Below are 14,300 nucleotides of genomic sequence, written 5' to 3' on the forward strand. Positions count from 1 at the left end.
GCCTTGGACCCCCTTTTCCAACCTTTTATTCACTCTACATATATACATCCTCCTATGGAACAGGCTTATTTCATTTTGAAATAAGCCTGATTTTTTATGGTTCTAACCGTATTATTCCTTCTTTTCAGTACAATCTCTCCCTTCAATTTTTCAAGTATATTTATTAATACTTTTTGAACATTTATTGAACTTTTTCTGAAAATTCTGTTTTATATATGATATACTACAATTAACTAAGAAGGAAAAGAAAATCGCAAACAGAGGGGGAGAATCATGAGTTTACTTATCGCACTTATACTAGGGGTTACGTGTGGAGCACTTCCTATTATTCTAGGAGCTATTATGGAAGAGTTAGAAGTTGGTGTTTTAGGTTTTGTTGCATCTTGTGTAAGCGCTTTACTTTTTGGTTTATTCGGTGCTATTCCTGTTTCAATTCTCTGTGCATTTTATATAGTACGCCATGCTCGTACAAAACAATTTGGTCCTAATCACATCGCGCAAGTGATTCCATTCCCAATCGAACGATGCCGCCGGGCTTCTAGCTTATAATTACAAAATTAAAAATAAAAGTCCTCAAATGAGGACTTTTATTTATTTTCTTCTAGAAATTGAAACAATTCTTGTAGATGCAAAGCGTCTTCACTATAGCTAACAGATACATGATATATACCATCAATCTCCGCTTCCATGTAAAGGTCAACTCCATCTCGATCATATTTCAATGCCAAATAAAATTCCATTTCTTCTAGCATCTTTTTTGAAGTTCGAATAACGTAATGCCCTTTCTCATCTCTTCCATATTCGAAATTCGGTTCAAAATCATATTTTTGTTTAAAAGCTTCTTTTTGTTTTTCATTAATTTGTATACATGTTGCTCTTTGTACAGTATCAATCATCTCATCAAATTTTTGAAGATCCATCTCATTTACCCCCTTACGTATTTTTTGTATAACACTTGTGTTCCGCTATTTTCTTCCCCATCTTTTATTAGCTCTTCATACAATTCCTTCGCCAAACTTAAACCTGGTACTTGTAATTGTAATCTTTCAGCCTCATCTAACGCGATCTTCATATCTTTCATAAAATGCTTTACATAAAAACCTGGTTCAAAATCTCCCTTTAACATTCGAGGAGCTAAATTACTTAATGACCAGCTACCTGCTGCTCCCGTTGAAATACTCTCCAATACTTTATCAGGATCTAATCCAGCCTTTTTCGCATAAGCAACAGCTTCACATACTCCAATCATGTTGGAAGCAATCGCAATTTGATTGCACATTTTTGTATGTTGTCCACTTCCAGCAGGCCCTTGCAACTGAATATTTGTTCCTAGTTTTTCAAATAACGGTAAACATCTATCATATATTTCTTTCTCTCCACCGACCATAATTGCGAGTCTTGCTTCTTTCGCACCAACGTCTCCTCCAGATACAGGTGCATCTAACGTATATACATTCTTACTTTTACCAGTTTCATTAATACGTTTTGCCAATGTTGGTGTAGATGTCGTGAAATCAATTGCGATTGTGCCTTCATTTGCATTCTCCAAAATTCCATCTATCCCAAAGTACACTTCTTCTACATCATGTGGATACCCAACCATAGTCATTACAACATCAACTTGCTTTACTAACTCTTTCGGTGTATCACACCAATTTGCACCATCTTGCACTAAAGAGTCTGTTTTCGATTTTGTTCTATTATATACATATACTGTATGACCGTCTTGCATTAAATGACGCACCATACTTTTTCCCATTACACCAATACCAATGAAACCAATTGATACATTTTTATGTTTCATTTTCTCATCCCCTTTGTTCTAATAAATCACTTACCATCTTTCGGAAATCTTTATTAAAGTCATCATCCATACTATTTTTCACGTTTGAAAATAAAATAACAAAAGTCCCTTTTTCTTTATTAAAATTATTGAAAGTATTCCACCCAGATAGTACACCATGGTTATGAAAATAATCCGGATATATGTAAAAACTAAATGCATATTTTCGTTCTGTTGAAGGTGAAAACATCGCTTGTATACTTTGTTCAGAAAGAAGTTTCCCATTTATAATTGCTTCGTCTAATTTCTTCATATCTCCAACTGTCGTATACATCTCACCACAACCATATAGCCAATCCATGCCTACCTTCTGCGCTGGTACAAGCTCTTGATTTTTTTTCACATAACCCTTTGTGAAATTTTTATCTCCAGGTACCATATTTCCCATACCAGATTCATGCATATCTGCTTTTATAAATATATTTTCTTTTATGTAATCTCCTAAAGGTTTTTTCGATATATGTTCTATTATATAGGCAAGCACCATATAATTATAATCTGTATATCTCCAACCTGTTCCTGCAGGAAATTCTAAATTTTGACGTCCAATCCAATTCATTAACTGTAAACGGGAGGCAGCATTAACATTGCCTTTTGCGTGTTCAGGTAAACCAGAGGTATGCGTTAATAAATGATATAACGTAATATTTTTATTCTCCGGAAATGAAGGAATATATTTATTTACATTATCTTGAATATTTAGCTTCCCTTGATCCTGCAGTTGTAAAATAGATGTAGCCACAACTGTTTTCGTAATAGAACCGATACGATATTTTGTGTGAGGCGTATTTTCTATTTTATTTTGAACATCAGCATACCCATATCCTTTATTCAATATAACATGCTCTTTATCTGTTACCAAAACTGTTCCATTGAATTGCTTTCCGACTAAATATTGATCTAATTTTTGAGATATGCTAGCATAATCAATTTGCTTTTCTTTTTTTTCTTCTTCTATATTCTCTTGTACTTCTGATTCAACAGCAGGATTCACCTTAGTTGTTAATTCTTTACTTTCCTTTATATTAGGATTATAGAGAAAATAGTATACTCCTCCACAAACTACAGCACATATTGAAACTATCATCATTATTTTTTTCATCATATTGTTCCTCCATAATTCCTTCGTTCAAAATCCCCCCTACACTCTATTATCAAGTAATAAAAAAAAATCGCAACAATTTGTTGCGAAAAATCACTTTTTTTCTTTTCTATATACACACACTTGATTTTTCCCATTTTTTTTCGCTTCATATAATGCAATATCCGCTCGTTGCATTAATTCTTCTCTTGTAATCCCTTTTTCATATAATGCAACTCCAAAGCTCGCTGTTAATTTCGAAATTCCTGAGAATTGCTTTGTTTCAATGAAAAATCGTAATGATTCCGCAACTTGAAATGCTTCTTTTTCTACCGTATTCGTTACTAAAATAATAAATTCTTCTCCTCCCCACCTAGCAAATACATGTTGCTGCTCCACTTTAGATTTCATGAGCTCTGCAAGCTCAATTAATGCTAAGTCACCAAAATCATGGCCATACGTGTCATTTACTGCTTTAAAATTATCTATATCAAATAAAATAAGTGCTATGTTTTCATTATTACGCATCGCATTATCCCATTCTGCCTCGAGTATTTGTTGGAATTTCAAACGATTATAAATCTCTGTTAACGAATCTATCATAGCAAGTCTTTCTTGTTCTTGATAGATTTCATCTAATTCGGTAATCTCTGTACACTTCACAATAAATCTTGATAAATCTTCTGGCAATGGTGTCGCACGCAATAAAAAAGTTGATACTTCCCCTTCATAGTTGGACATCTTAATTCTTCTATCATATGATAATGTATCATCTAACCATGTTATATCATGAGTTGTTGAATAGTATCCATTTTCTCTAATAAGATGTTCAGCAAATACTAAATGTTGCTCACGATACGCAAACAAATTTTCATATCCGAAAAACTCTAAAAAATTTGTATTACAATCAACAATCTCATCGTCTTCTACTATAAATAATAGATCATTTCGAAAATCAAACATCGTTTGAAGTAGTTCTTGTTGCAAACTTACTTGCCGCACTAAAGAAAGCTGATATAAACTTTTATTTACTTCCTCTAACACCATTTGTGGAGTCACAGGGGCTATCACAATATTACGTATTCCTAACGTAAGCACCTCTGCAAACTCGCTTGTTATTTGTTGATCCCAAATGACAATAAATGTACTCTGTGGATTATACATATTCTTTATATATTTTATTTGAGAAAAATCTGTTACATACATAATTACAATATGTGGTTTAGTCCTCTGAAATAATACTTCGCCTTCTTCAAAACTATTTGCTATAAACATACATTTTGGATGGATATTTTCTATCGTTTGTTGATGCGTGCATCCATTTTCTATATAAAGGACATTTAACTGAAGATCTTGTAATACATTTTGGAAAACCGTATTTTCTAATAAAAAATGTAGTATGTTCATCACTAGTCTTCACTCACTTCATATATCTTGTTCTACAGAATTCCTCACAAACATTTTATAAAAAACTGTTCTCTAAAAACTTTAATGAGTGAGGGATACATGTTAACAAGCTAATTGAGAATGTTCTCTTCATTTTTCACTCTATAAATTCCTTTTTTAGTGTATGATTATAGGAATTGTATCGTTTGTATGAATGCCCTAGCTTCCGCTTTAAAACTTGACAATTAAAATAAAGATATTATATTCTTAAATTCGATAACTTACAAAATGTAAGTAGAATATATTACATTTGTTTTTTTCATAATTTGATATGTAATTTGGAGGATATATAATGACAAACGAAAACTTTTTTAATGTTCTATATGAACGCACATCTACACGTGCATTCAACCCAGAGAAAGAAATTTCATCTACAGAGTTACACGAGATTTTAAAGGGAGCTGCTCAAGCACCTTCTGCTTGGAACTTACAGCACTGGAAATTCCTCGTATTCCAAGGTGAAGATGTACAGAAACGATTACATCCAATTGCTTATAACCAACAACAAATTCTTGATGCTTCTGCTGTAGTCGCTATTTTAGGTGATTTAGAAGCTTATAAAAATGTTGAACAAGTTTATGGTCCAATTGTAGAACAAGGATTTATGAAAGAAGAAGCAAAAGAGCGCTTAGCTAAAAATATTGAGTCTGCATATGCACGTGAGCAATTCCCAAGAGATGCAGCCTTTTCAAATGCATCTTTAGCAGCAATGCAACTTATGCTTGCAGCTAAAGCAACTGGCTGGGATACTTGTGCGATTGGTGGTTTCAACCCACAAGCACTTACAGAAGAATTCAATGTTTCATCTCGCTACGTACCAATTATGCTTATTACAATTGGTGAATCAACTTTAAAAGGCCACCCTGCACCACGAATGAGCGTAGAACAAGTGAGTGAATGGGCAAAATAATAAAGTGAAACTTGAATCAATGTGAGGGTCTTACTGCCCTTTCATACGAATAAAAAAGAAACGAAGGTAATTTCATTACCTTCGTTTCTTTTTATTCTGTCACACATCCGTAATACTAAAATGTATGATTCGACATCCGCACATAAAAACAGTAAATTTCATGCTATTCGCATACACATAAATGACGTTTCGTGTCGAATTTTGTTAAAGTATCGAAATATAACCGTGTGTTTTTGTTACAATTATGATACAATGATAACAAATAGATAACAAGAGAGGGATTTTCATTGAGTTCATACGGAAGCTTTATTGCACTTTTATGTTACATAGTAACTGTACTGCTTCTATATTTTATTGGCGATGCTGCAAACATTTCAGTTTTACAATTCCCAAAAGAAGAAGCATTCCACTTAGAATCAGAAAAACATACTGCACGATCCATTGTACCGCTACTGTTAGCTCTTCCTGTATATATCATCGTTTTATATAAAAGCAAAAAAGTGTAAAGGCTACCTATTTCATTCATTTCGGTGGTCTTTACACTTTTTTGTGATATCTATCCTATTTTAAACATCATTCCGTAATAAACACCCAGCTAGTCTTTTAAAATGAGAAATTCCCCTAGAAAAAATTCCACTCTCTGTCCAGTCACTCACTACCGAACTTACATAGATTATAAGTGTGAAGGGGGTGATGAGGATTATGTTTGGATCATTTGGATGCTGTGATAACTTTAGAGACTGTCATCATCATGAAAGAGAGTGCAGACATCATGAGAAAGAGAAAGAGAGAGAAGTAGTTAGACCACAACAACCAGCTGTATGTAACGTACTTGCTAATATTTCAGTTGGAACAGAGCTTTCTCTTTTAAGCATTAGAGGTAATGGCACTTTCAACAATGTAATTTTTGAAGGTTTCGCTAACGGTGTTGCTCTTTTCTCTGCTTTAGCTCGTAATAACAAAGACAACAAAGATAACAATAAAGACGATAAGAACAATCAAAACCGTAATACTTTTACTGGTATTTTACGTGTATGCCCAACTGATATCGTTGCTATCGCTATCTAATTCTGTTCCTTATCCTCTATAGTAAAAAAATAAGATTTACTTTTCTCATAGAAAAAACCTGAGACCGATTTCAAATCGACTCAGGTTTTTTTATTGATTATATGCTTTTAACGAGTTCAACAACTTCTTCAGCAGTTGACATCATTAATGCTTTTTCTGCTAATGTTTCCATTTCTGCTTTTGACAACTTGCTTAGTTGTGTTCTTGCAGGAAGAATAGATGTTGCACTCATACTGAACTCATCTAAACCTAATCCTAATAATAATGGGATAGCAAGTGAATCGCCCGCCATCTCACCACACATACCAGCCCATTTGCCTTCTTTATGAGCAGCATCGATAACCATTTTTACAAGACGTAAAATAGATGGGTTATATGGTTGGTATAAGTAAGATACTTGTTCGTTCATACGGTCTGCAGCCATTGTGTATTGAATTAAGTCGTTTGTTCCGATAGAGAAGAAATCAACTTCTTTTGCGAATTGATCTGCTAATACTGCTGAAGCTGGAATTTCAACCATCATACCAACTTCAATAGAATTAGAAACAGTTGTACCCGCTTCTACAAGTTTTGCTTTTTCTTCTAATAAGATTGCTTTCGCTTGACGGAACTCATCAAGAGTTGCAATCATTGGGAACATAATTTTTAAGTTACCATATACGCTAGCACGAAGTAATGCACGAAGTTGTGTACGGAACACATCTTGCTCATCAAGACATAAGCGAATTGCACGGTATCCTAAGAATGGGTTCATTTCTTTTGGTAAATGTAAGTATGGAAGCTCTTTATCTCCACCGATGTCAAGTGTACGAACAACAACAGGTTGACCTTCTTTTACACCTTCAAGAACTGCTTTATATGCTTCGAACTGCTCTTCTTCTGTTGGAAGATTGTCACGGCCCATGTATAAGAATTCTGTACGGTATAAACCAACGCCTTCTCCGCCATTATCGATAATACCTTGTACATCATTTGGTGTTCCGATATTTGCAACAAGCTCAACGTGATGTCCATCACTTGTTACAGTAGCTTGGTCTTTTAATTTTGCCCATTCAGCTTTTTGCTCTTCAAATTTCGCTTTCTTTTCTTCAAACGAGCGAAGAGTTTCTTCTGATGGATTAACAATTACTTCTCCATCTAAACCATCGATGATTACGATATCGCCATTTTGGATTTTCTCCATAACAACTTTCGTACCAACAACAGCTGGAATTTCCATAGAGCGAGCCATAATCGCAGAGTGAGATGTACGTCCACCGATATCAGTTGTAAAACCTTTTGCATACTTACGGTTTAACTGAGCCGTATCAGATGGTGTTAAATCTTCAGCAATAATGATTACTTCTTCAGAAATTGTACCAGGATTTGAGAAGTTAATGCCTAGTAAATGTGCAAGAACACGTTTTGTTACGTCACGAATGTCCGCAGCACGTTCCTTCATATATTCGTTATCCATGTTTTCAAACATAGAAATAAACATTGATGCAACTTCATCCATTGCAAATTCAGCATTTACTTTTTCACTATTTACTTTATCTTTTACTGGGTTTACTAGTTCTGGATCATTTAACACTAATAAATGTGCTTCAAAGATCGCAGCTTTGTCAGCACCTAGCTCAGCAAAAGCGTGGTCCTTAATAGCTTCTAATTCAGTTTTTGCTTTCTCAAGCGCAGCTTCTAAGCGTGCAATTTCTGCAGCTTCGTTTGTAATTGATTTCTTTTCGATGTTAAATTCAGGATTTTCAAGTCTGAAAGCCTTTGCAATAGCAATCCCACTTGATGCAGCGATCCCTTGAATGTTAAGAGTCATTATTCTCCTAATCCTTCGTTTTTCATAGTTTCTTCGATAGCTGCTAGTGCTTGAGCTGCATCATCACCATTTGCAGTGATTTTAATTTCCGCGCCTTGTTGAATACCTAAAGACATAACGCCCATGATTGATTTTAAGTTAACGTTCTTTCCGTTATACTCTAAGTTAATGTCAGAACCAAATTTGCTTGCAGTGTTTACAAGTAGAGTTGCTGGACGAGCATGAATTCCTGAGTCGCTAGTTACTTTAAAGATTTTTTCCATGATAATTTATCTCCTTTAAATTACAGTATTTTTTAGTTGTATAGACGTGAGTACTACATCATCTATTGTATATAATAGGCGATGTTCGGTCAACCACATCGCCTATTATAATTATAAACATTTTGCGTCAAATTCCTACTGAATGTCAATAATAGCGTTTTCGCCCTTCTTAACATTTCCATCTTTTTTCAATTCGACTTGTTGCCCTTGTTGTAAATTCGTAAATACAATTGGTGTAATGATAGATGGTGCATTTTCTTTTACAAATGCAAGATCTACTTTTAATAATGGTTGTCCTTGTTTCACTTTGTCACCTTGTGCTACAAGTGCTTCAAAACCTTCACCATTTAATTTTACAGTATCAATACCGAAGTGGATTAAAATTTCTTTTCCACCTTCAGATTGAATACCAATTGCATGCTTTGTAGGGAATACGTTGACAATTTCACCGTTAACTGGAGAAACTACTGTTCCTTCTGTTGGCTCAATTGCAAATCCATCTCCCATCATTTTTCCTGAAAATACTTGATCCGGCACTTCTGTAATTGGTAGGATTTTCCCTTCAATTGGTGAAACGATTGTTTCGTTTTCATCAACTTTTTGAGGAGCTTCTTCTACTTTTACAGGCTCTTCTTTTTCAACATGAGGTGTACGACCTGACATAATATCATGAATTTGTGATTTTAATGTGTCAGATTTCGGTCCAAAAATAGCTTGAATGTTATTTCCAACTTCAAGTACACCAGCTGCTCCAAGTTCTTTCAAGCGATCTTTATTTACATTCTTTTGTTCGTTAACTTGAACACGTAAACGAGTAATACAAGCGTCTAAAGAAGCAATGTTTTCTTTACCACCAAGTGCTACTAATACTTCACGAGGAAGTTCACCAGCTTCTGCTTTTCCTGCACCTTCATTCGAATTTGCAACTTCACGACCAGGTGTTTTTAAATCCCATTTACGGATTGCAAATCGGAATCCGAAGTAGTAAATAACCGCTAGTACAAGACCAACAATAATTACCCACCACCATGCCGTACGGCCTGGTAGTACACCGAATAATAGGAAGTCGATTAAACCACCAGAGAATGTCATACCAATTTTAACACCTAAAATTTGCATTGTCATAAATGATAGACCAGCGAATACAGCGTGAATTCCGAATAATACTGGTGCTACGAATAAGAATGAAAATTCAAGTGGCTCTGTAATACCTGTTAAGAAAGATGTTAATGCAGCAGAACCTAAAATACCAGCTGCTAATTTTTTGTTTTCTGGACGTGCTTCATGGTACATTGCTAAAGCTGCTGCTGGAAGACCGAACATCATGAACGGATACTTACCAGTTGTAAATGTACCTGCTGTTAATTCTACACCGTCTTTTAACTGTGCCATAAAGATTTTTTGGTCACCACGAATTAATTCGCCAGCCGCATTTGTATACTGACCGAATTCGAACCAGAACGGTGAATAGAAAATGTGATGTAATCCAAATGGAATTAATGAACGTTCAATTAAACCGAAAATAAATGCTGCTAACGTTCTATTTGCATCAATCATTTGATGTGAGAACGTGTTTAAGCCACCTTGAATGTATGGCCAAACGAAGCACATGATAATACCTACTATTAAAGAGAATGTTGCAGTTGCGATCGGTACGAAACGCTTACCTGCAAAGAAACCTAAGTATGATGGTAATTCAATGTTGAAGTATTTATTATAGCAATATGCCGCTACTATCCCGACGATAATACCACCAAACACTCCAGTTTGTAGCGTTGGAATTCCTAATACGTTTGCATACGCTGGATCTGCAAATCCAATTTTTACTGGGTCTGCTCCAGAACTTGTTACTTTCACTAGCTTATCTACTTCTAAGAACACACTCATCGTTTTGTTCATAATTAAGTAGCCAACGAATGCTGCTAAACCAGCTACTCCGTCTCCACCAGCTAAGCCAATTGCTACCCCAACTGCGAATAGTAATGCAAGGTTAGCGAAAATAATATCACCAGATTGTTCCATAATTTTTGCTACCATTACGAACCAATCTGCTTTTAAAGCAGGAATAACATTTGTTAACTGTGGATTTTGAAATGCATTACCAAATCCAAGTAAAATACCTGCTGCCGGTAAAATCGCTACTGGAAGCATAAGCGCTTTTCCGACTTTTTGAAGAACACCAAAGATCTTCTTAAACATGGAAACCCTTCCTCTCTTATCTATATTGATACCTTCCGACAAACGCCAAAAAGGCATGAGGAAAAAAAGATAGAACGATAGCTATACAAAGGGTAGTATATCCCTTTCTCTAGCTTACATTCCTTACTTTTCTCCACTCATGCCTGATCGAATCAGTAACACGTGTCAAAAATAGGTTTACGTATAAGTTCACTATAATTAAGGCAAACGTTTTCGTTTTATACCTTAATGTGTTTGTCGAAATTTGTATAACTTTGCAATAGTTATTATACATAACTATTGTAAGCGATTCAATGATTTTTTTTAACGTTTTCATTTTCGACAAAAATATATGTCTTTTTACACATGCTCTGCCTTCACTAAGCGCTGCAGGTGCATCGTTAAATATATACTCTCTGCTTCATAAACAGGAAGTTGCAATTCTTTTTGCATAACCTTAACTAGCTTCCAAGCTAAATTATAACAAACAGGATATTCCGCCTTTAATAAATCAGCAAAACTTTGCGATTCCTCTACTTTTTCTCCTTTTTTCACCCTCTCAATAGCATATTGAAGATGACGAATAAGGCGTAAATAGTGAATACTTTCTTGGTCTAATGTAATTTGTAAGTTCGTCTCAATTAAAGATACAAGCTGTGCAATGAGACGGGAGTTTTGATTAACTGAAGATAAATCTGAATTTGTAAGTGAACTGTAAATATGGAGTGCAATAAATCCAATTTCTCCTTCTGGCAATGTAATTTGCAAACGAGAATTTAAAAGGTTTACAACACCTTCAGCAATTTTATATTCCTCTGGATAGAGCATTTTCGTTTCAACTAAAAAAGGATTATCAATTGTAAACCCTTGTTTTAAACGCTTAATCGCAAAAGAAATATGATCTGTTAAAGCGATATGAATATGTTCATTCAATGGCGATTTTGCTTTTTCTTGAATATAGAACATAATATCATTCATTAATTCAATTAATTTTTCACTCACATGTGGAACTAGCAGTTTGTATTGTTCACGATCACGTTCATTTTTTAGAACAAACATTTTTTCAATTTGTTCTTGCTCCAATACATCTTTCGCTTTTTTCCCAAATCCAATTCCTTTACCAATCACTACTACTTCCTCATGTTCAGGATGGCTAGCAATGATGACATTATTATTTAAAACTTTTTTAATTTCTAGATAATTACTCATATAACACCACCCTCGTACTTAAATAGCCTGCTTTTATGTTACAGAACATTCTTCTTTGTCGTCAATGTAAAACATCTACCATTTCATAAAAATTCATTTTTTAGACATGTTTATATATGATGCGTATAATGTAAGAGCAACTGTACATAGAAAGGAGATAGCAACATGATTAAAATGTTTGTAAGTGATATCGACGGTACAATGATGCAACACGGAGGTTTAATTGACGAACAGGATATTGTAGCACTTCGTAGTCTTGCTGAACAAAATGTGATTCTTTGTTTCGCTTCTGGCCGACTTGATAATGAAATTGCAGACTTAATGAAAGCTGTAAATACAAATTTCCACCGCATTAGTGTTAATGGTGTTTTTGTATATACAAATGAAAATAAGCAGCTATTATCTGCAACTTTTGATTCCAGCATTCTTCCTGAGTTGTTACACATGACGAATGAAGATCCTTATTTCCGTTATGTTAGTGATGAACATAATTACTACATTGAAGAAAAAACACCGTTTATTCATGAACTTGAGCAACAAGTAACGATGACTTCTGTCGAAGAACCAAATTTATTACAGAAAATAGATGATACAATTTTCCCGAATAAAATTTCTGTCGGTGGAACAAAGGAGAGCTTACAACTTCTTCAGAAAAAAATTGATGAAAAATTTCATGGAAAAGTTAGTACGTTCATTTCAGCAGAACAATGCTTAGATGTAATGCCACCTAATATTAGTAAAGGTTCTGCTATTTCTGTTTTATTAAAGGAGTTTCAATTACAACCAGAGGAAGTTGCTTGCATAGGAGATTCTTATAATGATATTCCAATGTTTGCTTTAACTCCTCACAGTTTTGCTATGGCTCAAGCAGATGACGCAGTAAAAGAACACGCTCACTATGTAGTAAATACAGTTAAAGATGCTGTTAACCACGTAATTGCTCATAATAAAAATACGACTCACTCCTTGTAAGGATGAGTCGTATTTTTTCTTTACATGTTAAACAATTTGACATTTACTGTACTTCACAAACTGAAATATATTATTTGTTACGTGCGATGTTTGTAATAAACTTATAACGATCTCCACGATAAATACATTTCACATACTCTAACGGTACTTCACCTTCTGAATATGACCATTGACGCATGACAAGCACTGGCGCCTTTTTAGGAATATGCAGATGTTCCGCTTCATTATCCGTTGCAATTGAAGCTTCAATTGATTGAGTAGCGCTAACAAGTTTGAAGCCCAGTTTTTTCTCTAAATGTTCATATAAAGATTGTTGCAATATTTCTTCGTTAATATCTTTTACAAGAGCTGGCGACAAATATGTCGTCTCAAAAGCAATCGGTTCATCGTCAGCTAAGCGAATACGCCTCACTTCATAAACCGACTCTCCCTCCTGTATTCTCAGCCGGTCTGCTATTTTCGCAGTAGCTGGAACGAGGCGGAAACTTAATAATTGGCTACTTGGGTTCATCCCACGAGAAATCATATCTTCTGTGAATCCTGTCATTCCTTGCAATTTTTGTTCCACTTTCGGAAGTTGGACAAACGTACCGATTCCACGTTTCCGATATAAATAACCTTGTTCCACTAAATTATTAATCGCCTGTCTGATTGTCATACGACTCACTTCGAACTTATCGCAAAGTTCATTCTCAGATGGGATTTTATCTCCCGGCTTCCATTCGCCGTCCTCAATTAGCTGTTTCACCCACTCTTGAATCTGATAATAGATCGGAAATGGTGAATACTTGTCGATGTTCATCAGCAATCGCCTCACTGCATAAAGATAGAGCTTCTTGATCAGCGATTACGGTTACATTCGGATGACGTTGTAAAACTGTAGCAGGACACGCTTCACTATATGCACCTTGCAATAATTCTTTAACAGCTTCTGCCTTTTTAGAACCCATAGCAACAAGTAGAATTTGTTTCGCTTTCATAATGCTTCCAATTCCCATTGTAATTGCATGAGTTGGCACATCTTCTTCTTTTTCGAAGAAGCGAAGGTTTGCTTGGCGTGTAGATTCTGTTAATTCAACAATGTTTGTTGGAGAATTAAACGGTGTTCCTGGTTCGTTAAATCCGATGTGACCGTTTTCACCGATTCCAAGAATCTGTAGGTCAACTGGGTTAGCAGCTAGAATGCCCTCGTAACGTTTGCACTCTTCCTCTAAATCACTTGCCATCCCGTTTGGTACATAAGTTTGTTTAAATGGAAGATGATCAAACAACTGTTCTTGCATGAAATAGTGATAGCTGTTTTTATCTTCATGTGGTAAATTTACGTACTCATCTAAGTTTACAGTGGTTACACGGCTTGTATCAAGTTTATTTTTTCGCATTTCTGCATAAATACCTAATGGAGAGCTTCCTGTAGCCATTCCTAATGTTGGATTTTCTTTTGTTTTTACAACTTCTTCAATTAATTTATAACCTGCTTCTGCTAGTTCTTCTGGAGTTTTTACAACAAGAATATTCAT

At 35.0% G+C, this 14,300-nt stretch carries 15 protein-coding genes; 5 read left to right on the top strand and 10 right to left on the bottom strand.

Annotated features, from left to right (window positions below; all coding sequences use genetic code 11):
• Positions 1-273: 273 nt before the first annotated feature.
• Positions 274-549: a hypothetical protein gene (locus MR083_RS06700; RefSeq protein ID WP_000054670.1), complete on the top strand. Its 276-nt coding sequence runs from the start codon at positions 274-276 to the stop codon at positions 547-549.
• Positions 550-587: 38 nt separating this feature from the next.
• On the opposite strand, the gene MR083_RS06705 is transcribed toward MR083_RS06700, so the two are convergent.
• The 4 genes from MR083_RS06705 to MR083_RS06720 form a co-directional block, all read right to left on the bottom strand.
• Positions 588-920: a DUF3909 family protein gene (locus tag MR083_RS06705; protein WP_000365614.1), complete on the bottom strand. Its 333-nt coding sequence runs from the start codon at positions 918-920 to the stop codon at positions 588-590.
• 5 nt (positions 921-925) lie between these two features.
• Entirely contained in the window at positions 926-1,804 is an 879-nt protein-coding gene (locus MR083_RS06710) for an NAD(P)-dependent oxidoreductase (protein WP_000681096.1), read from the bottom strand.
• 4 nt (positions 1,805-1,808) lie between these two features.
• Entirely contained in the window at positions 1,809-2,948 is a 1,140-nt protein-coding gene (locus MR083_RS06715) for a serine hydrolase domain-containing protein (RefSeq protein ID WP_000976136.1), read from the bottom strand.
• A gap of 90 nt (positions 2,949-3,038) precedes the next feature.
• Positions 3,039-4,331, bottom strand: a complete 1,293-nt coding sequence (locus MR083_RS06720) for a GGDEF domain-containing protein (protein WP_001023204.1) — start codon at positions 4,329-4,331, stop codon at positions 3,039-3,041.
• Between the two features lie 331 nt (positions 4,332-4,662).
• On the opposite strand from MR083_RS06720, the gene MR083_RS06725 reads away from it, so the two are divergent.
• The 3 genes from MR083_RS06725 (at position 4,663) to MR083_RS06735 (ending at position 6,348) form a co-directional block, all read left to right on the top strand.
• Positions 4,663-5,280 carry a nitroreductase family protein gene (locus MR083_RS06725; protein WP_000180605.1) on the top strand — a complete coding sequence of 206 codons (618 nt, stop codon included), beginning with the start codon at positions 4,663-4,665 and terminating at the stop codon, positions 5,278-5,280.
• 287 nt (positions 5,281-5,567) lie between these two features.
• A complete protein-coding gene (locus MR083_RS06730; RefSeq protein ID WP_000100486.1) occupies positions 5,568-5,786 on the top strand; it encodes a hypothetical protein in 219 nt (72 codons plus the stop codon).
• Positions 5,787-5,982: 196 nt separating this feature from the next.
• On the top strand, positions 5,983-6,348 hold the full coding sequence (locus tag MR083_RS06735; RefSeq protein WP_000468015.1) for a DUF3915 domain-containing protein: 366 nt from the start codon (positions 5,983-5,985) through the stop codon (positions 6,346-6,348).
• Positions 6,349-6,445: 97 nt separating this feature from the next.
• On the opposite strand, the gene ptsP is transcribed toward MR083_RS06735, so the two are convergent.
• From ptsP to glcT, 4 genes are all read right to left on the bottom strand, one after another.
• Entirely contained in the window at positions 6,446-8,158 is a 1,713-nt protein-coding gene (gene ptsP / locus MR083_RS06740) for a phosphoenolpyruvate--protein phosphotransferase (RefSeq protein WP_242268761.1), read from the bottom strand.
• Positions 8,158-8,421: a phosphocarrier protein HPr gene (gene ptsH / locus MR083_RS06745; protein WP_000411079.1), complete on the bottom strand. Its 264-nt coding sequence runs from the start codon at positions 8,419-8,421 to the stop codon at positions 8,158-8,160. Before ptsH ends, ptsP begins: the two co-directional genes overlap by 1 nt.
• Before the next feature lie 135 nt (positions 8,422-8,556).
• Positions 8,557-10,620: a PTS glucose transporter subunit IIABC gene (gene ptsG, locus MR083_RS06750; protein ID WP_000473183.1), complete on the bottom strand. Its 2,064-nt coding sequence runs from the start codon at positions 10,618-10,620 to the stop codon at positions 8,557-8,559.
• Positions 10,621-10,959: 339 nt separating this feature from the next.
• Positions 10,960-11,808 carry a glucose PTS transporter transcription antiterminator GlcT gene (glcT, locus tag MR083_RS06755; protein WP_000073863.1) on the bottom strand — a complete coding sequence of 283 codons (849 nt, stop codon included), beginning with the start codon at positions 11,806-11,808 and terminating at the stop codon, positions 10,960-10,962.
• A 165-nt stretch (positions 11,809-11,973) separates the two neighbouring features.
• Between glcT and MR083_RS06760 the strand changes: the two genes are divergently transcribed.
• Positions 11,974-12,780: a Cof-type HAD-IIB family hydrolase gene (locus MR083_RS06760; protein WP_000594235.1), complete on the top strand. Its 807-nt coding sequence runs from the start codon at positions 11,974-11,976 to the stop codon at positions 12,778-12,780.
• 70 nt (positions 12,781-12,850) lie between these two features.
• Here the strand turns inward: MR083_RS06760 and phnF are convergent, their stop codons facing one another.
• On the bottom strand, positions 12,851-13,582 hold the full coding sequence (gene phnF / locus MR083_RS06765; RefSeq protein ID WP_002194085.1) for a phosphonate metabolism transcriptional regulator PhnF: 732 nt from the start codon (positions 13,580-13,582) through the stop codon (positions 12,851-12,853).
• The gene (gene nagB, locus MR083_RS06770; RefSeq protein ID WP_001024206.1) at positions 13,512-14,300 is read right to left on the bottom strand and encodes a glucosamine-6-phosphate deaminase; all 789 of its coding nucleotides are present in this window, start codon (positions 14,298-14,300) and stop codon (positions 13,512-13,514) included. The genes phnF and nagB overlap by 71 nt, the downstream gene beginning before the upstream one ends.

The organism is Bacillus cereus group sp. BfR-BA-01408 (assembly GCF_022663305.1).
GTDB classification, from domain to species: Bacteria; Bacillota; Bacilli; order Bacillales; family Bacillaceae_G; genus Bacillus_A; species Bacillus_A pacificus.

What these genes read in the sequence shown, in the direction of transcription:
- MR083_RS06705 (WP_000365614.1), bottom strand. Translation starts at nt 920, where the DNA reads ATGGATCTTCAAAAATTTGATGAGATGATTGATACTGTACAAAGAGCA.
- MR083_RS06715 (WP_000976136.1), bottom strand. Translation starts at nt 2,948, where the DNA reads ATGATGAAAAAAATAATGATGATAGTTTCAATATGTGCTGTAGTTTGT.
- ptsG (WP_000473183.1), bottom strand. Translation starts at nt 10,620, where the DNA reads ATGTTTAAGAAGATCTTTGGTGTTCTTCAAAAAGTCGGAAAAGCGCTT.
- ptsP (WP_242268761.1), bottom strand. Translation starts at nt 8,158, where the DNA reads ATGACTCTTAACATTCAAGGGATCGCTGCATCAAGTGGGATTGCTATT.
- MR083_RS06760 (WP_000594235.1), top strand. Translation starts at nt 11,974, where the DNA reads ATGATTAAAATGTTTGTAAGTGATATCGACGGTACAATGATGCAACAC.
- MR083_RS06725 (WP_000180605.1), top strand. Translation starts at nt 4,663, where the DNA reads ATGACAAACGAAAACTTTTTTAATGTTCTATATGAACGCACATCTACA.
- glcT (WP_000073863.1), bottom strand. Translation starts at nt 11,808, where the DNA reads ATGAGTAATTATCTAGAAATTAAAAAAGTTTTAAATAATAATGTCATC.
- MR083_RS06720 (WP_001023204.1), bottom strand. Translation starts at nt 4,331, where the DNA reads ATGAACATACTACATTTTTTATTAGAAAATACGGTTTTCCAAAATGTA.
- MR083_RS06735 (WP_000468015.1), top strand. Translation starts at nt 5,983, where the DNA reads ATGTTTGGATCATTTGGATGCTGTGATAACTTTAGAGACTGTCATCAT.
- ptsH (WP_000411079.1), bottom strand. Translation starts at nt 8,421, where the DNA reads ATGGAAAAAATCTTTAAAGTAACTAGCGACTCAGGAATTCATGCTCGT.
- phnF (WP_002194085.1), bottom strand. Translation starts at nt 13,582, where the DNA reads ATGAACATCGACAAGTATTCACCATTTCCGATCTATTATCAGATTCAA.
- MR083_RS06710 (WP_000681096.1), bottom strand. Translation starts at nt 1,804, where the DNA reads ATGAAACATAAAAATGTATCAATTGGTTTCATTGGTATTGGTGTAATG.
- MR083_RS06700 (WP_000054670.1), top strand. Translation starts at nt 274, where the DNA reads ATGAGTTTACTTATCGCACTTATACTAGGGGTTACGTGTGGAGCACTT.
- nagB (WP_001024206.1), bottom strand. Translation starts at nt 14,300, where the DNA reads ATGAATATTCTTGTTGTAAAAACTCCAGAAGAACTAGCAGAAGCAGGT.